Raw genomic sequence first — 20,538 nt, forward strand, 5'->3', positions numbered from 1 at the left:
TTCAAAGTGCGAGGAGGCTCGAACCGCAGTCGTGGCCTCAGGTCAAGCCCCGTGCGCCTGCTTCGCCAGGCGCAGCAACCAGCTACACGCGGCTTCCCAGCAGCGCGCCGCCGAAGCCGATGAACATCACGCCGGTGCCGCGGTTGAACAGCTTCCGGCGGTTGGCAGGCGCCAGCCATGCGGCGAGCGAGCGCCCGCCCAGCGCATAGACGCCGTACCAGAAACCCTCGATCACCACGAAGCTCGCCACCAGGATGCCCAGCTGGGCCCAGAACGGCCGGCTGGTGTCGAGGAATTGCGGGAACAGCGCGGCGGCGAAGATGATCAGCTTGGGATTGGAGAGGCCGGTGGCGAGCCCGGTGCCGAACAGCGCGCCGGCCGAACGCCGCGTATGCGGATCGGCCGCCGCCTTGCCCACGGGCGCGCGCCACGCCTTGATCCCCAGCCAGATCAGATACGCAGCGCCGGCGTAGCGCAACACATCGTACAGCGAAGGTGACGCCTTGAGCAGCGCGCCGAGCCCGGCGGCGGAAGCGAGCAGGCACAGCAGCACCGCGCTCATCAGCCCGGCCATCGAGAAGATCGCCCGGCGCGGGCCGTGGTGGATGCTCTGCACCATCACATGCAGCATGTTCGGGCCCGGCGTCCCCGCGATCAGGAACACGGCGGTGACGTAGAGCCACCAGGTGTGCAGTGCCATTCCGCTACTCCCATTTCGTCATCCCGGCGAAAGCCGGGATCTCAGGCCGCATAGGCCTCGATTGCCGCACGAGATCCCGGCTTTCGCCGGGATGAAGGAAGAAAAGAAAAAGGGCGCCGGTGTTGCCACCGACGCCCCGATTTCTCACGCTACAGGTCGCTTCAGGCGGCCTGGGGCAGTGCCGCCTTCGCCTGCGCGACGATGGCGCTAAACGCCTCGCCTTCGTGCATCGCGATGTCGGCCAGGACCTTGCGGTCGAGCTCGATGCCGGCGAGCTTGAGCCCGTGCATGAACTGCGAATAGGTCAGGCCTTCGGCGCGGACGCCGGCGTTGATGCGCTGGATCCACAGGCCGCGGAACGTGCGCTTCTTAACCTTGCGGTCGCGATACGCGTACTGGCCGGCCTTCTCGACGGCCTGGCGCGCGATGCGGATCGTGTTCTTGCGACGGCCGCGATAGCCCTTCGCCTGCTCAAGAATGTTCTTGTGCTTGGCCTTGGTGGTTACACCACGCTTAACTCGTGCCATTTTCCAGGGCCTCCCTTACTTCAGGCCGTACGGCGCCCACGCGATAACGCGGGCGGTATCGGCGTCGGCGAGCACGGAGGTGCCGCGGTTCTGGCGGATGTACTTCGCGTTGTGCGAAATCAGGCGGTGGCGCTTGCCGGCGACTCCGTGCTTCACCTTGCCGGTGGCGGTGAGCTTGAAGCGCTTTTTGACGCCGCTCTTGGTCTTGAGCTTGGGCATTTCGGTCTCCTTACAAACTCGAACGTGCGAACAGCCGCGGCAGCCCTTGATGGCCGGGCGTGTTCCTGACGTTCGAGGAAAGCGGGGCGCATAGCTCCAGGCGCGGCACAATGCAACCTGAGTCGGAACCCTCAGGGTCCACAGGGTTTGTGTTGCCATGGCAGATCGGGAAGCACCGCTAGAAGCTGCCGAAGCGGCATCCCCACCCGACAAGGCGCCCGCGAAGCCCGCCCGCGCGCTCGGCACTCCCCTTGCCAGCGCCATCGCTGTCGTAACCACGATCCTCGGGCTCCTCATCCTCGCCTGGACGGTACTGTTCGTCACCAAGGGCCGGTTCCTCAAGCCGACGTTCGAGAGGATCGTCGCCGCGCAGACCAACCGCGAGGTCAGGGTCGCGGGGGACTTCCAGCTCTATTTCGCGCCGTTCAACGTCAAGTTCCTCGCCGAAGGGCTGACGATTTCCAATCCCGAATGGGCCGGCCGCGGCAATTTTTTCTCGGCCAGGAAGATCGATACGCGAATCTCGACCTGGAGCCTGATCACCGGCAACCGCCGGATCAACTGGCTCGGGCTCGAGGACGGCCATGTCGATCTGCAATGGGACAAGGCCGGCAAGCGCAACACCTGGACGTTCAACGAGTCGCAGGAAAAGGGCGATCCCCTCGAACTGCCGGTCATCCGCCGTGCGCTCGTTCAGGGTACGCTCGTACGCTATGTCGATCCGCGGATGCAGATTGAGGCCGGCATCCGCATCCATACCGTCGAGGCGCGCGACACCCGGTTCGCCTCGAGCATCCGCTTCGACGGCAACGGTACCGCGCGTGGCACGCGATTCGCGATGGCCGGCGAGCTGCTCAGCCCCAACGCCACCGTCGCGGGTGGGCAGAACCAGCTGAAGCTCCATGTCGAGGGGGTCCGCACTAAGATCGACGTCGCGGGCACCTTGCCCGGCGCGACCGAGATCGAAGGCGCGGATCTCAACATGGATGCGCGCGGCCAGAACCTCGCCGACGTCTTCGCAGTCGCCGGGATCGCGGTGCCCGATACGCGCACCTATCGCCTGCGTTCGAACGTGACCAAGCATGGCGACGAGTGGCGCTTCACCAACCTGCGCGGCCGCTTTGGCGCCAGCGACCTTTCGGGCCGCTTTACCGTGGCATTGAAGGAGCCGCGGCTGCTGCTCACCGCCAATCTCGCAACGCGGACGCTCGACATCGTCGATGCCGGTCCGTTCATCGGCTACAGCCCCCAGGCTGCAGCGGCCGGCGCCGTGGTGAGCCAGGCCGCGGGGCGCCCGCGCATCCTCCCCGATGCCAAGCTGCGGATCGATGCGCTCAAGAATTTCGACGCCAAGGTTGACTGGACCGTGCGCACCGTCCGCGCCGAGAAGCTGCCGGTCTCGAACATCAAGCTCGGGCTCGATCTCGAGGATCGGCTGCTCAAGCTGGACCCGCTCAACTTCAGCCTCGCGCGCGGCACGGTCCATTCGGCGATCAGCATCAACGCACGCCGGGATCCGGTCTTCACCGAATATGACATCCGCCTGTCGCCGACGCCGATGGGCGTGCTGCTCGCCGGCTTCGGCGTCGAGCAATCGGGCACCACCGGCACCTTGAAGGCCCGCGTCCAGATGACCGGGACCGGCAACAGCGTGCACGATTCGCTCGCCACCTCGAATGGCCGCATCGCCGTGATCCTGCCCAAGGGCAGCTTCTGGACGCGCAACATCCAGCTTTCCGAGCTCGATCTCGGCACGTTCGTCCAGAAGATGTTCGAGAAGAAATTGAAGGAGCCGGTGCAGATCAATTGCGGGCTGATCGGATTCAGCGTGCGCAATGGCATCGCCGCCGCCGATCCGATCCTGATCGACACCCAGAAGAACGTGATGCTCGGCCGCGGCGGGTTCAGCTTCAAGAATGAGAGCATCGACCTCGCCTTCCGCGCCGACAGCAAGAAGTTCAGCCTGTTCGCCGGCCAGTCGCCGGTCGGCATCGGCGGTTATTTCGCCAAGCCGAGCATCAACGTCGTCACCCCCGAGCTGCTCAGCCGCGCGGGCGCCGGCCTCGGCCTCGGCCTCGTCGCGAGCCCGCTCGCCGCGATCATCGCGTTCGTCGATGTCGGCGATGCCAAGGCGGCCGATTGCGGCCCGGTCCTTGCCGGCGCCTCGGCCCGCGCCCAGCGCACCGACAAGGGCAAGCCCCGCGACGATGTCGGCAAGGGCACCACCGCCAAGTCCGAGGACGGCAAGCGCTCGAAGGACGAGCGCAAGGACCAGCGCAAGAAGTTCCTGGGGATCTTCTGAGGCTGCGCGCGCCTCGCTCAGGCCATGCCGGCCAGCGTCGATCGATCAAGCGCTTTCAATGTAGGATTTGCCGTGCGAGGCTGATCGCGCTGCTCTTTCCACCGTGAATCTCTCCCAGATCCCGATCGCAATATTGTTTCACGAGCGCGCAATTTTCGGAATGAAAAAGTGCGCAAAGTGCGAAGTTATGCCGCAACCGGCGCGACTCGCCCTCAGTGCCCGCGGCAGGCGAGATGCTCCAATATCTCCTCGATTCGCGCCGGATCCCCCGCGGCGATGACTTCGCCGTTGCTTCCGGCGTGGAGCGGGTCGCCCTGCCAGTCGCACATCCGCCCGCCCGCGCCTTCGACGATCGGCACCAGAGCGGCGAAGTCGTGGAGCTTCAATCCCGCCTCGACGACCACGTCCATCCAGCCGCTGGCGACGCAGCCGTAATTATAGCAGTCGCCGCCCAGAACCGTGCTCATCACTGCGGCGTCGAGATGCTCGAAGGCATGAAGCTGGTCGTCGGTGAACAACGCGGGCGATGTCGTCCCGAGGATCGCGTCCTTCAGCTCGCGGCAGCGCCGCGCCTCGGCCGGCTTTCCGTTGAACACCGTAGTGCGCCCCGCCACGCCCAGCCAGCGCTCGCCGGTGATCGGCTGGTCGAGGATGCCGAGCACCGGCCAGCCGTCCTCCAGCAGCGCGATCAGCGTCCCGAAGATCGGCCGGCCGGCGATGAACGCACGGGTACCGTCGATCGGATCGAGCACCCATTGCCGGCCGCTCGTCCCCTCGCGGACGCCGAATTCCTCGCCGATAATGCCGTCCATCGACCGCTCCGCGACGATCAGCTTGCGCATCGCCTCTTCGGCGGCGCGATCGGCGAGCGTCACCGGCGACTGGTCGTCCTTGGTCTCGACGCCGTGACGGCCACGGAAATAGGGACGGATCGCCGCGCCGGCGGCATCGGCAAGGCGCTCGGCGAGCGCGATATCGGTTTGGGAAACGGGCATGCCCCCGGCCCTACCCGCCCGATTTTGACTCGCCAAGGTCACAAAGCGCTGGCAACCGTTCCGCCCATGCGCCTCATCCCGTTTCTCCTGGGCCTATCGATCGCGACGCCGGCCGCGGCGCAGCTGCGCGCGGTTCCGGCCCAGCCCGCTTCGGAAGTCGAGGCGCTGCGCGGCGTCGAGGTCTTCCTGGTCAACGAGGGGGCCGCCCCGCTCGAGGACGCCGGCCCGCGCCAGATCGAAGTCACCGCGATCGACGGCACCCGCCTCGTGCTCGAGCGGGTTCCCGGCCCTACCCCGGTGATCGCACCGGGCGGCTTCGCCAAGGCGCGCTACGTGCCGGTCAGCGTCGCGCATGCGGCGGTTCCACCGTCCGAGCGGCATCCGCCGGCGGTGATCCCCGCCGAGGAAACCGTGGTGCAGAGCTCGACCGGCTCCTCCTCGGCGTTCGTCGATCGCTTCGAGCCGCACGAGCCGATCTACGGCGTGTTCGGCACCGGCGATGCCGGCGGCAAGCTCCAGATGAGCTTCGCCTTCCGCCCCTTTGCCGAGGACGCGCCGCTCAAGCTCGGCAATCTCCGCTTCGCCTACACCCAGACGATGTTCTGGGCGCTGGCCGAGCCCTCGGGGCCGTTCCGCTCGACCATCTACAGCCCCGAAGTCTATGCCGATGTGCCGCTCGACGAGACCAGCAAGGTCGCGCTTGGCTGGCGGCATGATTCGAACGGTCGCGGCATGACTGGTTCGATCGACGTCAATCGCATCTTCGGCCGCGTCGAGAAGAGCTTCGACCTGGGCGGCGACTGGCGACTCGATGTCGCGCCTCAGGCCTGGTTCTACGTCGGCAAGTTCGGCACTGCCCCAGATGTGAAGGAATATCTCGGCTACGCGTCGCTCACTGCCGCGATCCAGCAGAAGGACGGCCTCAAGCTCTCGCTCACCGGCCGCGGCAATTTCGAGACGCGCAAGGGCGGCGCCGAGTTGTTCGCTTCCTACCCGCTGGCAAGAATCGGCGGCGGCATCGGTTTCTATCTCTTCGGCCAGGCCTTTACCGGCTATGGCGAAGCGCTTGACGATTACCGGATGAACGATACCCATGCACGGATCGGCATCGCGCTGACGCGATAGACCGGCCCTTTAGGAGTGTGATGCCATGCGGACCAAGCTTCTCCTCGCCGCCCTGCTCCTGCCGCTGTCGGTACCCGCCGGCGCAGAGCTCGCCCCCGGCGCGGTGGCGCCCGCCATCGATGCTGATGGCGCGATGGCCGGCAAGCCGATCAAGGTCAGCCTCAAGGCGGCGCTCAGAAAAGGGCCCGTCGTCCTCTATTTCTTCCCCGCCGCGTTCACCGGCGGGTGCAATGCCGAAGCCGCCGCCTTCGCCGCGGCCCTGCCCGATTTCACCAAGGCCGGCGCCACGGTGATCGGGATGACCGCCGGCAATGTCGACAAGCTCGTCGCCTTTTCGAGCGAGCATTGCGCCGGCAAGTTCGCCGTCGCCGCGGCGAGCCCGGCAGTGGTCAAGGGCTATGACGTGCTGCTCAGGAAGCCCGACGGCACCGCGACGACGATCACCAGCCGCACCAGCTATGTCATCGCGCCTGGCGGCAAGATCGTCTTCGCGCATACCGACATGAACCCCGGCGACCATATTCGCATGACGCTGGATGCCGTGCGCAAGCTCAAGGGCAAGCGGGGCTGATCCGGAGGCGGGGCTTCATTCTTGGGAAAGATTTCGCTCACCCTATTTTAGCAGTTCGCCGTTAGACCCCGGTCAGGAAAATATGCGGGCGGGACCGCAAGAATTGTCCGCAACTTGTGATGCAGGGGTTTGAGCCTATGGCCGGCGCAAAGGCCGTCCGGGCGGCAGAGACGAGCGATTCGTCGCGCCGCCTTTACGAGCGAATTGGCGACTTCCTGGTCGATCAGCGTCTCGACGCCGATCCGGGCAACTATGCCTTCGCCTATCATCTGCTCGCCAATCCGGACGGGCCACTGGCGCGCGCAGTCTATGCGCTCACCGATGGCGGCGTGCGGCTGACCCAGCGCGACATCGAGACGTTGGGCTGCGAAATCCAGCCGAGCCCGGCGAACCAGGCCGCGAAGGAGCGGAACGAGGGCCTCGCCGCCCGCACCCAGATGCAGGTCGAGGGCTTCCAGGACATGGTGACCGCGATGCGCGCCGAGACCGAGGGCTTCGGCCGCGACCTCGCCGCCAGCGCCGAGGCGATCTCGCGCTCGAACGACTCGGGCGCGCCCGCGATCGACGAAGTCGCGCGGCTTACCACCGCGATGCTCGATCGCGTGCGCAGCGCCGAGTCACGACTCGAATCGGCGACGCGCGAGGCAAGCGACCTGCGCCGCGAGCTCGAGGAAGCGCGCGACAATGCCCGCCGCGACCCGCTCACCGACCTGCCCAACCGCCGCGCGCTTGAAGAAGCCTATGCCGCGCAGGCGGAAGTGGGCGAGACCGTCTGCCTTGCGGTGTGCGACGTCGATCACTTCAAGTCGGTCAACGACCGTTTCGGCCACGCCGTGGGCGACCGCGTGCTCAAGGCGATCGCCGAGGCGCTTAGCCAGACCTGCGCCGGCCATCTTGTCACCCGCTATGGCGGCGAGGAATTCGCCGTGCTGTTCACCGGCGTCGATATCGAGAGCGCGCGCGCGACGCTCGACACGGCGCGCATCCGGGTCGCGACCAAGCGCTACAAGCTCCGCGAAAGCGACGCGCCCTTGGGCGAGATCACGTTCTCGGCCGGGCTCGCCGGCGCCAACCCCGGGGATGGCCTGTCGACCGTGTTCCACCGCGCCGACCGCCTGCTCTATTCGGCCAAGACCGCGGGCCGGAACCGGCTGCATGTCGAATGTCCGGAAACGGACGGATGATGTCCGCTTTCAGTTGGTGATTTACGCCAACGAGCGGCGTGCAATTTCCCAACTTGTATCGAGGCCGAATGGTCACGTGTAAGGTTATCAAGCACTTACCGAACTTGGCACAGTCCCTGCTATAATGTTGGCATCGGCAGCCGGGTGGTCCGGCAGCCGAAGCAACCAGGGAATAGACCAATGACCGCTCGCCTCGCTTCGCTCCACCACGCTGTCGCTCTCGTCGGTGCCGTCCTCTGCACCGCTGCCTTCGTCGTCTATTCGACGCCGATCCTGCCGATCGCATGATCTCGCACCAGCAGAAGGACACGATCACGATGGTACGCAATCTGATGCTCGGCCTGGTCTCGTTCGGCCTCACCGCAACGATGATCCTCGGCACCGCAACGCAGGGTTCGGCGCTCTTCGCCTGAACCCTGCCCGGGCCGCCCCACGAGGCGGCTAACCCACGGAACTTCCGGCGTTCCGCACCGGTTCTCTCGGCAAACCCTCCCCTTCTGGAGCCAAGCCGATGAGCGATACCGACACGATCGACATGATCCATGAGGACGCGCTGCCCGGACACGAGAGCGCCCTCGAACCCAAGCCCGATTGGGAGCCGCGCCACCCCGGCTCCGGCCGATTGCAAGACAAGGTGGCGGTGATCACCGGCGCCGACAGCGGCATCGGTCGCGCCATCGCTGCACTCTATGCCCGCGAGGGCGCGCATGTCGCGATCCTGTATCTGTGCGAGCATGACGATGCCGCGATGACTGCCGACATCGTCCGCCAGGAGGGCCGCGACGCACTGACCATCGCCGGCGACATCGGCGACAAGGCGTTCTGCGACGACGCGATCGCCCAGGTGATCGCAAAGTTCGGGCGGATCGACATACTCGTCAACAATGCCGGCGAGCAGCATCCCGACAAGGACATCACCGACATCACCGAGCAGCAGCTCAAGCGCACCTTCCAGACCAACATCTTCGGGATGTTCTTCCTGACCCAGGCGGCGCGCCCGCACCTGAAGAAGGGCGCGGCGATCGTGAACTGCACCTCGGTGACGATGTACCAGGGCTCGAAGGAACTGCTCGACTATTCGAGCACCAAGGGCGCGATCACCGCCTTCACGCGCAGCCTCTCCGAGAACCTGATCGGCGAGGGCATCCGCGTCAACGCCGTCGCGCCCGGGCCGATCTGGACTCCCCTCAACCCGATGGGCGGCGCGAGCCCCGAGAAGCTCGAGAACTTCGGCGAGACCACTCCGATGGGCCGGCCCGGCCAGCCCAACGAAGTGGCGCCGTGCTTCCTGTTCCTCGCCTGCGAGGATTCGAGCTACATGTCGGGCCAGGTGCTCCACCCGAATGGCGGGACGATCGTCAACGGCTGAGCGTCAGCCTCTCCCCTCCCTCCAAGGGAGGGGCTGGGGGTGGGTGCGCGCGTCTGCGCGCCTAATAAAGACTCATCGCCAAGCAGCGAAGCGCCGAGCAGGGCATCGAGCCCCGCCCGACGCTAAACCCACCCCTGACCCCTCCCTTGCAGGGAGGGGAATAAGCTAAGCCGGCGCACCCACACCGACCGGCCCCACCGGCGCCTCCTCGCCGCGCGAATAGGTGCCGGTAAGCAGCCCCGCCGCCAGGACGCGTCCGCGCATCGCCTTGAGGATCGCGCCGCGACCCGGCGTGTCGCCCACATCGGGGCCCGGCCCCAATGCGAATAGCTGGAAGGCATAATGGTGCGGGCCGTGGCCGGTGGGAGGATCGGGCGGCAGCCAGCCTTCGCCGAAGAAGCTGTTGCGACCAACATCGCGGCCGTCGCTTTGGCCCGCGCCGTCGGCGCGGATCGCACCTTCCTTGAGGTCGCCGTCGTCCGGCGGGAGATCCCAGACCACCGCATGGACCAGAGGCTGCGGCGCCGGCGCGTCGGGATCCTCCACGATCAGCGCGAGCCGCTCGGTGCCTTCTGGAATTTCGGTCCAGAACAAGGGTGGCGAGACACCCTCGCCATCGGCAGTGAAGCGCTCGGGCAGCCGCGCGCCGTTGGCGAAGGCCGGGCTTGCCAGCCGCAACGCGGCGAACGCGCCCAGCCCCGGCTGGGCGATCGCCAGCTTGTCCGTGCCGGCTCGCGCGCCCTTGAGCGCGCTGCCGAGCCAATGGGGAACATGTTCGAGCATCGGCATCTCCTTGCACGTCCAACTATCGAGCGCCGATAGCTATCCGCCGATGCTGGCGCGGATCGCGGCATTGCGCTAGCTGGGCCGACATGAGCGCACCCCATATCGTCGCCCTGGGCGGCACCCTGCGAGCGGAATCGGCGACCGGACGGCTTCTTGCCCGCGCGCTGGAGATCGCCGCGGCGCGTGGCGCGCGCACCACGTTGCTGACCGGCGACGCGATCGCCTTTCCGCATTACGAGCCGGGCAATGCCGAGGGCAATCCGACGATCGGCCGCTATCTCGAGGCGCTGCGCAGCGCCGATGCCGTGATCGTCGGATCGCCAGGCTATCACGGCACGCTATCGGGGCTGGTCAAGACCGCGCTCGACTATGTCGAGCAGCTGCGCGGCGACGAGCGCGTCTATCTCGACGGGCTGCCGGTGGGGCTGATAGCGACTGCGGCGGGCTGGCAGGCGGCGGTATCGACCTTGCAGGCGCTGCGCACGATCACCCATTCGTTGCGCGGCTGGCCGACGCCGATGGGCCTTGCGATCAACACCGCCGAACCCGGCGACGCAATCGACAAATGCCGCCCGCAGATGGACGTCATGGTCGGCCAGATCTTCGATTTCCTCCACAGGTGATTTGGTGCGCTTAACGCTTTCGTGAGGGCTTTTGCGGTAGTGATGCCCCTTCAGGCCGGGGGGTTTTGAACACGAATGATACAGGCTTCGGCCCAATCGATTGTCGGCGCACGGCGCAAGGCGGTACGCACCGTCCTGGCGGCGGGCAGCAACCGCGAGAGCCTGAACGCGATCGCGCAGCGGCTCGGCAATCTCCACTATCTGGTGGTGCTCGCCGATGGGGCGTGCCAGGCGCTCGAGCTGGTGTCCGCGCGCGGGTTCGACCTGGTGCTGCTCGACGCGCTGGCGCCGCAGTCCTCCGCGATGCACTTGGTCGCCGAGATCCGTGGTTCACGCGACACCGCCGACCTGCCGATGGTGATGATCAGTGCCGACGCCGACGCCGTAGAAGCCTTTGCCGCGGGCGTCGATGACTGGATCGACAAGTCCACCTCCTTCGACGTCCTCGCCGCCCGGCTCGATCGGATATTGGCGCGTGCCGGCCGGATCGAGGAGCTCAAGCGCTCGAACTTCGCGCTCGACGCCCGGATCGCCGCGCGCGCGATCGAACTGGGCGAGGCCAAGGCCGAGCTTGCCGCCGCGCATATCGACCGCACCCGCTTGCTGAGCTCGATCCGCCAGCTGCACGACGAACTGGCGATCCAGCGCAACGCTGCCTGAGAATTGTCCGTTCGCTTCCAGCGCAATCGAGAAGCCGTTCCCGATATCACCGTTTCTCGACTTCGCCCGAAACGAACGAATAGCTAGCGCTGGAACCAGTGCCGCCGGATGAAATAGGCGGCGATCACCACCGCGATCACCACGCAGAACCAGACTACGCCCCAGAACGCCCAGGGCTCGTGCGCGAAGGGGATGCCGGCGACGTTCATGCCGAGCAACCCGGTGACGAAGGTCAGCGGGAGGAACACCATCGCGACGACTGCGATGATCAGCGAGCGCTGGTCGATCTGCTCGGCGCGCAGATCGGTGAGCGTCTCATGGGTGAGCGCGGCGCGCTCGCGGATGCTCTCCAGCTCCTCGGCCATGCGCGCCGCGCGATCGGCAGCGGCGGAAAGATGGAGCCGGTCATCCTCGCGGAGCCACTCCCCCGGCATCGCCGCGAGCTTCTCGAGCGCGGCGCGCTGGGGGTTGAGGAAGCGTCGACAGCCAATCGCCTGGCTGCGCGTGCGGTTGACGCTGTGGCGCAGCTCGAACGCCGAGCGGCTGGCGATATGCTCTTCGCAATCGTCGAGCGAGTCGCCGAGCTCGGCGACCATCGGATCGAGTTCCTCGGTGATCGCCTGGGCGAGCGCGGCGATCAGGTCGCCGGGATCGAGAATCGCGCCGGCCTCCACCTGCGCGCGCACCGGATGGAGCGCGTTCAGCGCCTTGCGCGTCACCGAGAAGACGCACCCGCCCAGCGCATACATGCGGATCGAGGCGAGCGGATCGGACGCGGCAAGCGCCTCGGACGAGAGCCCGCGCAGGTTGATCACCGCGCCCTCGCCCACCGAATCGCAGCGCGGGCGCGTCTCGGCGGCAGTCAGCGCCTCGATGACATAAGGCGACAGCCCCGCCTCGCCGTCCAGCCACGCCTTGGCGCGCTCGTCATTGGTGGTGAGATGGATCCAGACGAGGTCGGCACGCAGCCCGAGCGCCTGCTTGAGCGGCGGCGATTCAACTTTTCCGTCACGAACGACATAGGCGAAGCCGCTCATCCGTCCATCTCCAGCCAGACCGCCAAGCCGCCGCTGCGATCGGCAGGCGCCTGGCTGCAGGCGATGCGGACGGCATCGGCGCGGGCGCGATCGAGGATGGCTTCGGGCACGCTCGGGTGATGATAGACGCAGTCGGCCTGCGCAAGCGCGCGCGCCTGCCGCAGGGTGAGATCGTCGGGGTCCGGCGAGGCCAAGGCAAAATGCAGCAGGGAGGCCGTCGGCGCCGCAGCATCGGCGAGCCAGCGCTCGACCGCATCGTCGGGCTGGTCGGACAGCGGATCGAGCGGTCCGGCCAGCGCGGCGCCGATCGCGCGGCGGCGGTCGCCCAGTTCCGGCCAGCGGACGCGCATCGCCGGCTTCGCGGCCTGGAGTGCGCGCGCCAGTCCTCCGAGCGACGCGGGCAGCACGGCCTCGAGCCGCTGGCGGAGCGCGGCGGCGAGCCCCGCCGAGACGCCGCCGGTGCCGATCGCGACCAGCACCGGATCGCGATCGACGATTGCCGGCAGCGTGAAGTCGCAAAGATCCGCGCGATCGACGGTGTTGACCAGCACGCCGCGGTCCCGCAGCCGCGCGACGATCGGCTCGGGGTCCGCGCTGGCGACGATCGCGAGGCTGGCGTCGCCTGCCTCGTCCACCACCAGCGCCCCGGCGCGTTCGAGCAGGCGGCGCTTGGCCTCCGCCGCTTCGCCGATGCCGACCAGGATAACCGGCCGCCCTGCCAGCTTCACGAAGATCGGCAGGGCGGCGAGAGTCACTTCAGCCAGTCCGGGACATGTTCTTCGGCCATGATCGCCTCGGCCGAGATGCGGCCGGCGACGACTTCGAACTTGTCATCCGAGACGAGCACTTCGGGGACCAGCGGACGGCTGTTATAGGTGCTCGCCATCGTCGCACCGTACGCGCCGGCACTGCGCAGGATCGCGAGGTCGCCGGACTTGACCATGTCGATCTCGCGCCCCTTGGCGAAGACGTCGCTGCTCTCGCAGACCGGCCCGGCGACATTGGCCGTGAACTTCTCGCCATTGGGCCGCACCGCTTCGACATCGTGCCACGCGTCGTACATCGCGACGCGCGCGAGATCGTTCATCGCGGCATCGACGATCACCCAGGGATTGAGCGGGCCAGGCTTGACCCACAGCACTTCGGTGAGCAGCACCCCCGAATTGGCCGAGATCACCCGGCCTGGCTCGAACATCAGCTCGACGTCCCAGCCGCGCGTGACGCGCTCGACCATCGCGCCGAATTCGGCGGGCGACGGCGGGTTATCGCCGTCGCGGTAGCGCACGCCGAGACCGCCGCCGAGATCGACATGGGTGATGGTGTGGCCCGCGGCGCGGAGATCGACGACGAGCTTGCCGACACGCTCGAACGCGCGCTCGAGCGGGGCAAGGCTCTGGAGCTGGCTGCCGATATGGACGGCGACGCCGCGCAAATCTAGCCCGGGCAGCGGCGCGAGCCGATCGAAGATCGCCGGCGCCTCGTCGATCGGCAGGCCGAACTTGTTCTCGGCGCGGCCAGTCGAGATCTTCTCGTGGGTACCGGCATCGACGTCCGGGTTGACGCGCAAGGTCGCGGGGGCGCGCTGGCCGCGGGCGGCGGCGAGCTGCGACAGGACGACGCCTTCTTCCTCGAGCTCGAGGTTGAACTGGCCGATCCCGGCGTCGAGTGCCTGTTCGAGCTCGGCGCGGGTCTTGCCGACACCCGAGAAGACGATGTCCTTCGCCGCCATCCCCGCGGCGAGCGCGCGGGCGAGCTCGCCGCCCGAAACGACATCGGCGCCATAGCCTTCATTGGCGAGCAGCCGTAGCACCGCGAGGTTGGGATTGGCCTTGACCGCGAAGGCCAAATGCTTGCGCTCGATCCCGGCGAGCCCGTCGCGGAAGGCGCGGGCATGGCGCTGGAAGGTCGCGGCGGAGTATGCGTAAACGGGGGTGCCCACCGCCTCGGCGATGCGGGCGAGCGGGACGTTCTCGACATGCAGTTCGCCGTCGATCAGAGTGAAATGATCCATGATATTCCGTCAGTTGGGAGGCGGCAGATCGAACGGGTCGGTCCGCCGTTTGTCCGAGCTCTCGATGAGGTCGTCGCTGCGCGCGGGGCGCGTGGCCACCGGCGGTTTGAGCAGATCCTCGGGCGTCGGCGTCGTAGTCGCGCCATAGGGCGCGGGGGGCAGCGACGCGCCTTCCGCCGGTTTGAGACCTTCGCGCGCGCCGCAGCCGGCCAGCGCCAGCAACGCGGTGAGCAGCAACAGCTCGCGCTTCATCGTCCTTCCTCCTCGCGACCCTGACGGGCCGCAGCGATCGCCGCGCGAACCCGCACCGGCGCAGTGCCGCCGAAGCTGGTGCGGCTGTTGACCGACGCATCGACGCTGAGCACGCCATATACGCGATCATCGATCCGCGCGTCGATTTCCTTCAGTGCATCGAGCGATAGCTGATCGAGCCGGCCACCCTGCGCCTCGGCCGCCGCGACGGCACGCCCGGTTATATGGTGCGCCTCGCGAAACGGGATGCCCGCCTCGCGCACCAGCCAGTCGGCAAGGTCGGTCGCAGTGGCGAACCCAGATTCGGCGAGGCCGCGCATGCGATCGGTGCGGAAGGTCGCGCTTTCGACCATCCCGGTCATCGCTGCGATGCACAGGCCGAGCAGGTCATGCGCCTCGAACACCGGCGGCTTGTCGTCCTGCATGTCCTTCGAATAAGCGAGCGGCAGGCCCTTCATCGTGATCATCAGGCTCACCAAAGCACCGGTGATCCGCCCGGCATGGCCGCGGACCAGCTCGGCGGCGTCGGGGTTGCGCTTCTGCGGCATGATCGAGCTGCCGGTCGACCATTGGTCGGAAAGGCTGACGAAGCCGAAGGGCTGGCTTGCCCAGATCACGAACTCCTCGGCCAGCCGGCTCAGATGCAGGCTGCACTGCGCCGCGGCGGTGAGATATTCGATCGCAAAGTCGCGATCGGAGACCGAATCGAGCGAGTTGCGCGTCGGGCCGTCGAAGCCGAGCGCTTGCGCGGTGGCGTCGCGGTCGAGCGGGAAACCGGTGCCGGCGAGCGCCGCCGAGCCGAGCGGGCAGAGGTTCATCCGGGCGCGGGCGTCGGTGAAGCGTGAGCGATCGCGCGCGAACATCTCGAAATAGGCCATCAGGTGATGGCCGAGCGTCACCGGCTGGGCGCTCTGGAGATGGGTGAAGCCGGGCATGACGCTCTCGGCATGTTCTTCGGCACGCGCGAGCAGCGCGTCCTGGAGCCCGGCCAGCGCCGCCTCGGCCTGGTCGATCGCGTCGCGCACCCAGAGGCGGAAGTCGGTCGCGACCTGGTCGTTGCGCGAGCGCGCGGTGTGGAGCCGGCCTGCGGACGGCCCGATCCGATCGGCCAGCCGCGCCTCTGCGAGCATGTGGATATCCTCGAGCGCAAGATCGTCGGGGACGCCCTGTTCCTCGAACTCGACGGCAACGGCATCGAGCCCCTCGCCGATCCGCGCGGCATCCTCTTCGGAAACGATCCCCTGGCGCCCGAGCATTTCGACATGCGCCTTCGATCCGAGCAGATCCTGCCGCCACATCCGCTTGTCGAAGGGAATCGAGGCGTTTATCTCCCGCATGACTGCAGAGGGCCCTTCAGCGAAGCGCCCACCCCACATGGCATTGGAGCTATCCTTGCGCCCAGCGATTGCGCTTCTCCTTCTTGCAGCGAGCCTGACCGGCGGCTGCGATAGGCAATCCCAACCCCAGCGGCAAGCCGAGGGCGCGAATGTCGCGCTCGAGGCGCCAGCCAAGCCGATCGACAAGCTCGATCGCAGCCATAAGGGCGAGGCCGCGCCGGCCTTCCCGTTCGCCGATGGCGCGGGCAAGAAACGCACGCTCGCCGATTTCCGCGGCAAGCCGGTGCTGCTCAACCTGTGGGCGACCTGGTGTGCGCCGTGCGTCAAGGAAATGCCGACGCTCGATGCGCTGGCCGTGCGCGAGGGCGAAAAGCTCCAGGTTGTGACGATCAGCCAGGATTTCGATCCGGCAAAGGTGGCACCGTTCTTCGCAGCAGCGAAGTTCCAGAAGCTCCAACCCAATATCGATAGCGATGTCACGTTCAGCACGCGGATGGGCGTCAACCTGCCGACGACGATCCTCTATGACGCGGTCGGCGCAGAAATATGGCGGAAACTCGGAGACACAAATTGGGCCAGCGACGAGGCCGCCAAGTTGATCGCTGAGGCGCAGATTCCGTAACGTCATTCGAATATACTGAACCGACTGGTAACGTTGTTGACATTGACGTTCACGGAAACAATTTTCGAGTCAAAGCGCCGTTAATGACCCCATTGGCCTATGAATCCGGAAAGCCCCGACCTTTCAGGGAAGAGCCGGGCTTTCTTCGGAAACATAGGGTCGAAACAATGCAACGGATTCTCGGTCGGATCTCCATCTCCAGCAAATTCCTCGGGCTGCTAGGGCTGCTCGGGCTGGTCACGCTCGGCATCGCCATCGCCAGTTCGGTCGCGCTGCGCAACACGTCGGCGAGCTATTCGGAGGTCGTCGACAGCAAGCTGCCGGTGACCACGCGCTATGCCCGCCTCAATCGCCTGGCCGTCGAGATGGGGCTCAACGGCTATCGCGTCCTGGTATATCCGGGCGGTTCGTCGGTCGGCCGCACCTCGATGGAGGGCGTGGAGACGGCGTTCAAGTCGGCCGAGACGCTGCTCGACGAAGTGAACGCGCTCGATAGCAGCGCTGCCGAAGAGACCGCCGAACTTCGCGTCGCCGTTGCGAGCATCCATGCCCAGACCGCCGACGCCGCGAAAAAGGGCTTTGTGAATGATAACGATGCGGCACGGGTGATCCTGGAAAAGGTCGATGGTGAGATCGATGCACTCGCCACCAAGCTTCAGAAGCTCAACAAGGGGCGTACCGATAAAGCCTCGGCACTCGCCAAGACGCTTTCCGAACAGTCTGCCGCGACGGCGTGGACGCTGCTTGCGGTCAGCGTCCTCGGCCTGATCGGGGCGATCGCCACGGCGCTGGTCGTCTCGCGGATCGGCATCACCGGCCCGATCAAGAACCTGCAGGAGACGATGGCCAAGCTCGCCGCGGGCAACAACCGCGTCGAGGTCGAGGGCACCGAGCGCCGCGACGAAGTGGGCAGCATGGCCAAGACCGTGCTGGTGTTCCGCGAAGCAGCGGTCGAGAAGGAAAAGGCCGACGCAGCCAAGAAAATCTCGGATGCCGAGCAGCAGCGCGTGGTCACGACGCTCGAGTCGAACCTCAGCAAGCTGGCGCAGGGCGACCTGACCATCTCGATCGACGAGGCATTCTCGCCAGCCTATGAATCGGTCAAGACCAACTTCAATGCCGCCGTCGCCGAACTGCGCACGCTGATCGGCACGGTGATGGAAAGCACGATCGCGATCCGCACCGGCTCGGGCGAAATCGCCCAGGCCTCCGAGGATCTGGCGCGCCGCACCGAAGCCAATGCCGCGAGCCTCGAAGAGACCTCGGCAGCCGTCACCCAGATGGACGGCCGCCTCAAGGCCACTGCCGCCTCGGCCGGCCGCACCGTCGAGCGCGCCGATGGCGCCATCGCCACGGTCTCGGGCGGTCGCAAGATCGCCGACGAGGCAGTCCAGGCGATGAGCCGGGTCGCCGACGGCGCCAAGGGCATCGACAGCGTGATCGAAGGTCTCGACAAGATCGCGTTCCAGACGCGCGTTCTTGCGATGAACGCGGCGGTCGAAGCCGGGCGGGCGGGTGAAGCGGGCCGCGGCTTCGCCGTCGTCGCCGACCTCGTCTCGGCGCTCGCGATGCGCTCGGAAGAAGAAGCCGCACGGGCTCGCGACCAGCTCACCGCGACGCAGACCGACATCGTCTCGGCGGTGGAGATGGTCCAGAAGGTCGATGTCGCGCTTGCCGACATCTCGGGCGACGTGGGCGAGGTCCATACGCTGCTCGGTCAGATGGCGAGCGACAACCAGGCGCAGTCGACCGCGATCACCGAGATCAGCGTCGCGATCGGCACGATGGACCAGTCGACCCAGCAGAACGCCGCGATGGTCGAGCAGACCTCGGCTGCCGCGCGCAACCTGTCGAGCGAAGTCGTCGCTCTCAGCGAGCAGGCGTCGAAGTTCGATGTCGGCGGCAACGCCCGTCCGGTCGCGCGCACCAGCGCCCCGGCCCGGACCGCCGCAGCGCCGGCCAAGTCGAACGGCTATGTCTCGCCGGTCAAGGCATTGCCCGTCGCGGCGATGGCCAGCGCCGGCGGCGACGATTGGGCGTCGTTCTAAACGACGTCTGACGCCGGAGGGGCGTTCCGTACCCCGTCCCTCCGGCACCCCTCTCGAATACCCCCGAGCGACCGGCGGCGAATCATGCGATTCGTCGCCGGTCGCTTTGCGTGCTGCGATGGATGAGAGCTCGCATTCGCGCGATCGACGGCGCGATCGCACGCGGCGACCGATCTTCGAAATCGAAGGAAACCTGGATGCCCCGTGAGGATTCGAACCTCAATTGACGGAGTCAGAGTCCGTAGTCTTACCTTTAGACGACGGGGCAACAGGGGCGGCGAGATAGGACGACATTCCAGTGCTGTCAACGCGGCTTTTCGCCCGCGCCTTGCCCCGCCCCTCCGCCTGCGCTAGCCTCGCGCCCAAGCACCGGACGGCTGCAGGTGGCCGAGACGGAACAGAACATAAGCGAGTACAAGCGATGGGGGATGGCCCAGCCAGAGTGCCCCGTGGCCGGAACAGTGGTTCCGCCCAACCGATCCCCAAGGCGCCGCCCGAGCGGGCGATGCGTGCCCGCTGGCCCGAATCGCGCCATTTCGCCGCGCTAGACCTCGGCACCAACAATTGCCGGCTGCTGATCGCGCGGCCGCAGGGCAGCAGCTTCACCGTCATCGACGCCTTTTCGCGGATCGTCCGGCTGGGCGAGGGTCTCGCGACGACGGGCCAGCTTTCGGATGCCGCGATCGAGCGGACGATCGCGGCGCTGCGCATCTGCGCCGACAAGCTCAAGCGCCGTAACGTCGCGCTCGCCCGCTCGGTTGCGACCGAGGCGTGCCGCCAAGCCTCGAACGGCGCCGCGTTCATCGAGCGCGTCTATCACGAGACCGGCATCGCGCTCGACATCATCACTGCCGAGGAAGAGGCGCGGCTCGCCGTGCTCGGCTGCCACGCACTGCTCGAGCCCGGCGACGGACCTGCGTTGGTGTTCGACATCGGCGGAGGATCGACCGAGCTCGTCCTGGTCGATTCGCGTGCCGCAGTGCCGCGCATCCTCGACTGGCACAGCGCGCCCTGGGGCGTCGTCTCGCTCACCGAGGCGGCGGGGCTCGCCGACGGATCGGCGCAGGGCGCGGCGGTCTATGCCGATATGCGCGCACGCGTATCGGAGAGCTTCGCACCGTTCGTATCGCGGCTGCGCACCCCCAAGGGCACGCCGCGGCTGCTCGGCACTTCGGGCACCGTCACCACGCTCGCCAGCGTGCATCTCGGGCTGCCGACCTATGACCGCTCGGTGGTCGACGGGCTGATCGTCCCGTCGGCGGCGATGCGCGACGTCAGCCAGCGAATCTCGACCATGAGCATGGCCGAGCGCTCGCAGGTGCCATGCATCGGCGCCGAGCGCGCCGACCTGGTCGTCGCGGGCTGCGCGATCCTCGAGACGATCCTGGACCTTTGGCCGGCCGAACGGCTCGGCATCGCCGATCGCGGCATTCGCGAGGGCATCCTCAGACGATTGATGAATGGAGAAAGATTGTGAGCCGAGGCGGCGCACGCGGGCATACCCGCGTCAAGACGGCGCGCAGCCGCACCGCGCAATCGACGCGCTGGCTCGAACGCCAGCTCAACGACCCCTATGTCAAGCGCGCCAAGGCCGAGGGCTATCGCAGCCGCGCCGCATACAAGCTGATCGAGCTCGACGAGAAGTTCGATTTTCTCAAGGGTTCGAAGCGCGTCATCGACCTGGGGCTGGCCCCGGGCGGCTGGACGCAGGTGGTGCGCAAGCGGCTGCCCAAGGCCGTGGTGGTCGGGATCGATCTGCTGCCGGTCGATCCGATCGACGGCGCGACGATCCTGCAGATGGACTTCATGGACGATGCCGCGCCCGACCGGCTGATCGAGGCGCTGGGCGGCGCGCCCGACCTAATCGTCTCCGACATGGCGGCCAATACCGTCGGCCACCCGCAGACCGATGCGCTGCGCACGATGGGCCTGGTCGAGGCGGCGCTCGATTTCGCGGTCCAGGTGATACAGCCTGGCGGGACGTTCGTTTCGAAGGTGTTCGCCGGCGGTGCCGATTCGGCGCTCGTCGCCGAGATGAAGCGCAACTTCGCGACGGTGAAGCACGCCAAGCCGCCGTCCAGCCGCAAGGGCTCGGTCGAGTGGTTCGTGGTGGCGCAAGGGTTCAAGGGCCGGCGCGAACCTACCCCCGAATGAAAAACGGCCCCGGATC

At 67.1% G+C, this 20,538-nt stretch carries 22 protein-coding genes and 1 tRNA gene; 12 read left to right on the forward strand and 11 right to left on the reverse strand.

What is annotated here, in order from left to right; translation table 11 throughout:
* Window positions 1-82: 82 nt before the first annotated feature.
* The 3 genes from RZN05_RS15455 to rpmI all read right to left on the reverse strand — a co-directional run bounded on the left by RZN05_RS15455 (window position 83) and on the right by rpmI (window position 1,446).
* Window positions 83-700 carry a LysE family translocator gene (locus tag RZN05_RS15455; RefSeq protein WP_317227461.1) on the reverse strand — a complete coding sequence of 206 codons (618 nt, stop codon included), beginning with the start codon at window positions 698-700 and terminating at the stop codon, window positions 83-85.
* Between the two features lie 161 nt (window positions 701-861).
* The gene (rplT, locus tag RZN05_RS15460) at window positions 862-1,227 is read right to left on the reverse strand and encodes a 50S ribosomal protein L20 (RefSeq protein ID WP_317227462.1); all 366 of its coding nucleotides are present in this window, start codon (window positions 1,225-1,227) and stop codon (window positions 862-864) included.
* A gap of 15 nt (window positions 1,228-1,242) precedes the next feature.
* A complete protein-coding gene (gene rpmI / locus RZN05_RS15465) occupies window positions 1,243-1,446 on the reverse strand; it encodes a 50S ribosomal protein L35 (protein WP_056616276.1) in 204 nt (67 codons plus the stop codon).
* Window positions 1,447-1,603: 157 nt separating this feature from the next.
* Here rpmI and RZN05_RS15470 point away from each other — a divergent pair, with 157 nt between their 5' ends.
* On the forward strand, window positions 1,604-3,748 hold the full coding sequence (locus tag RZN05_RS15470; RefSeq protein WP_317227463.1) for an AsmA family protein: 2,145 nt from the start codon (window positions 1,604-1,606) through the stop codon (window positions 3,746-3,748).
* Between the two features lie 212 nt (window positions 3,749-3,960).
* On the opposite strand, the gene hisN is transcribed toward RZN05_RS15470, so the two are convergent.
* Window positions 3,961-4,743: a histidinol-phosphatase gene (gene hisN / locus RZN05_RS15475; RefSeq protein WP_317227464.1), complete on the reverse strand. Its 783-nt coding sequence runs from the start codon at window positions 4,741-4,743 to the stop codon at window positions 3,961-3,963.
* 66 nt (window positions 4,744-4,809) lie between these two features.
* Here hisN and RZN05_RS15480 point away from each other — a divergent pair, with 66 nt between their 5' ends.
* The 5 genes from RZN05_RS15480 (at window position 4,810) to RZN05_RS15500 (ending at window position 8,992) form a co-directional block, all read left to right on the forward strand.
* Window positions 4,810-5,868, forward strand: a complete 1,059-nt coding sequence (locus tag RZN05_RS15480) for a phospholipase A (protein ID WP_317227465.1) — start codon at window positions 4,810-4,812, stop codon at window positions 5,866-5,868.
* A gap of 25 nt (window positions 5,869-5,893) precedes the next feature.
* Window positions 5,894-6,439: a redoxin domain-containing protein gene (locus RZN05_RS15485; RefSeq protein ID WP_317227466.1), complete on the forward strand. Its 546-nt coding sequence runs from the start codon at window positions 5,894-5,896 to the stop codon at window positions 6,437-6,439.
* Between the two features lie 137 nt (window positions 6,440-6,576).
* Window positions 6,577-7,623, forward strand: coding sequence for a GGDEF domain-containing protein (locus RZN05_RS15490; RefSeq protein ID WP_317227467.1), 1,047 nt, complete (start codon window positions 6,577-6,579; stop codon window positions 7,621-7,623).
* A 284-nt stretch (window positions 7,624-7,907) separates the two neighbouring features.
* Window positions 7,908-8,036 (forward strand): hypothetical protein, encoded by a 129-nt coding sequence (locus tag RZN05_RS15495; RefSeq protein ID WP_317227468.1) that lies wholly within the window; start codon window positions 7,908-7,910, stop codon window positions 8,034-8,036.
* A 98-nt stretch (window positions 8,037-8,134) separates the two neighbouring features.
* On the forward strand, window positions 8,135-8,992 hold the full coding sequence (locus RZN05_RS15500) for an SDR family oxidoreductase (protein ID WP_317227469.1): 858 nt from the start codon (window positions 8,135-8,137) through the stop codon (window positions 8,990-8,992).
* A gap of 165 nt (window positions 8,993-9,157) precedes the next feature.
* Here the strand turns inward: RZN05_RS15500 and RZN05_RS15505 are convergent, their stop codons facing one another.
* The gene (locus RZN05_RS15505; RefSeq protein WP_317227470.1) at window positions 9,158-9,775 is read right to left on the reverse strand and encodes a YbhB/YbcL family Raf kinase inhibitor-like protein; all 618 of its coding nucleotides are present in this window, start codon (window positions 9,773-9,775) and stop codon (window positions 9,158-9,160) included.
* 89 nt (window positions 9,776-9,864) lie between these two features.
* Between RZN05_RS15505 and RZN05_RS15510 the strand changes: the two genes are divergently transcribed.
* Window positions 9,865-10,401, forward strand: coding sequence for an NADPH-dependent FMN reductase (locus RZN05_RS15510; protein WP_317227471.1), 537 nt, complete (start codon window positions 9,865-9,867; stop codon window positions 10,399-10,401).
* A gap of 75 nt (window positions 10,402-10,476) precedes the next feature.
* On the forward strand, window positions 10,477-11,061 hold the full coding sequence (locus tag RZN05_RS15515) for a response regulator (RefSeq protein ID WP_317227472.1): 585 nt from the start codon (window positions 10,477-10,479) through the stop codon (window positions 11,059-11,061).
* Window positions 11,062-11,144: 83 nt separating this feature from the next.
* Here RZN05_RS15515 and RZN05_RS15520 read toward each other — a convergent pair whose 3' ends face one another.
* Genes RZN05_RS15520 through argH form a run of 5 tightly spaced genes read right to left on the reverse strand, consistent with a single transcriptional unit; the run spans window position 11,145 to window position 15,737 of the window.
* Window positions 11,145-12,098 carry a zinc transporter ZntB gene (locus tag RZN05_RS15520; protein ID WP_317227473.1) on the reverse strand — a complete coding sequence of 318 codons (954 nt, stop codon included), beginning with the start codon at window positions 12,096-12,098 and terminating at the stop codon, window positions 11,145-11,147.
* Window positions 12,095-12,853 carry a siroheme synthase gene (locus tag RZN05_RS15525; protein WP_317227474.1) on the reverse strand — a complete coding sequence of 253 codons (759 nt, stop codon included), beginning with the start codon at window positions 12,851-12,853 and terminating at the stop codon, window positions 12,095-12,097. The genes RZN05_RS15520 and RZN05_RS15525 overlap by 4 nt, the downstream gene beginning before the upstream one ends.
* Window positions 12,850-14,109: a diaminopimelate decarboxylase gene (gene lysA / locus RZN05_RS15530; RefSeq protein WP_317227475.1), complete on the reverse strand. Its 1,260-nt coding sequence runs from the start codon at window positions 14,107-14,109 to the stop codon at window positions 12,850-12,852. Before lysA ends, RZN05_RS15525 begins: the two co-directional genes overlap by 4 nt.
* A gap of 9 nt (window positions 14,110-14,118) precedes the next feature.
* Entirely contained in the window at window positions 14,119-14,361 is a 243-nt protein-coding gene (locus RZN05_RS15535; protein ID WP_317227476.1) for a lipoprotein, read from the reverse strand.
* Window positions 14,358-15,737 carry an argininosuccinate lyase gene (argH, locus tag RZN05_RS15540; RefSeq protein ID WP_317227477.1) on the reverse strand — a complete coding sequence of 460 codons (1,380 nt, stop codon included), beginning with the start codon at window positions 15,735-15,737 and terminating at the stop codon, window positions 14,358-14,360. The genes RZN05_RS15535 and argH overlap by 4 nt, the downstream gene beginning before the upstream one ends.
* Before the next feature lie 16 nt (window positions 15,738-15,753).
* On the opposite strand from argH, the gene RZN05_RS15545 reads away from it, so the two are divergent.
* Window positions 15,754-16,320: a TlpA family protein disulfide reductase gene (locus RZN05_RS15545; RefSeq protein ID WP_317227478.1), complete on the forward strand. Its 567-nt coding sequence runs from the start codon at window positions 15,754-15,756 to the stop codon at window positions 16,318-16,320.
* A 167-nt stretch (window positions 16,321-16,487) separates the two neighbouring features.
* A complete protein-coding gene (locus RZN05_RS15550; RefSeq protein ID WP_317227479.1) occupies window positions 16,488-18,368 on the forward strand; it encodes a methyl-accepting chemotaxis protein in 1,881 nt (626 codons plus the stop codon).
* A 194-nt stretch (window positions 18,369-18,562) separates the two neighbouring features.
* Here the strand turns inward: RZN05_RS15550 and RZN05_RS15555 are convergent.
* Window positions 18,563-18,636 (reverse strand) — tRNA-Gln (locus tag RZN05_RS15555).
* Between the two features lie 237 nt (window positions 18,637-18,873).
* Here RZN05_RS15555 and RZN05_RS15560 point away from each other — a divergent pair.
* Together RZN05_RS15560 and RZN05_RS15565 are read left to right on the forward strand one after the other, a co-directional pair.
* On the forward strand, window positions 18,874-19,845 hold the full coding sequence (locus RZN05_RS15560; RefSeq protein ID WP_317227480.1) for a Ppx/GppA phosphatase family protein: 972 nt from the start codon (window positions 18,874-18,876) through the stop codon (window positions 19,843-19,845).
* On the forward strand, window positions 19,842-20,522 hold the full coding sequence (locus tag RZN05_RS15565; protein WP_317227481.1) for an RlmE family RNA methyltransferase: 681 nt from the start codon (window positions 19,842-19,844) through the stop codon (window positions 20,520-20,522). Before RZN05_RS15560 ends, RZN05_RS15565 begins: the two co-directional genes overlap by 4 nt.
* Window positions 20,523-20,538: the final 16 nt, after the last annotated feature.

Origin of the sequence: Sphingomonas sp. HF-S4 (assembly GCF_032911445.1) — a bacterium.
Lineage (GTDB): Bacteria > Pseudomonadota > Alphaproteobacteria > Sphingomonadales > Sphingomonadaceae > Sphingomonas > Sphingomonas agrestis.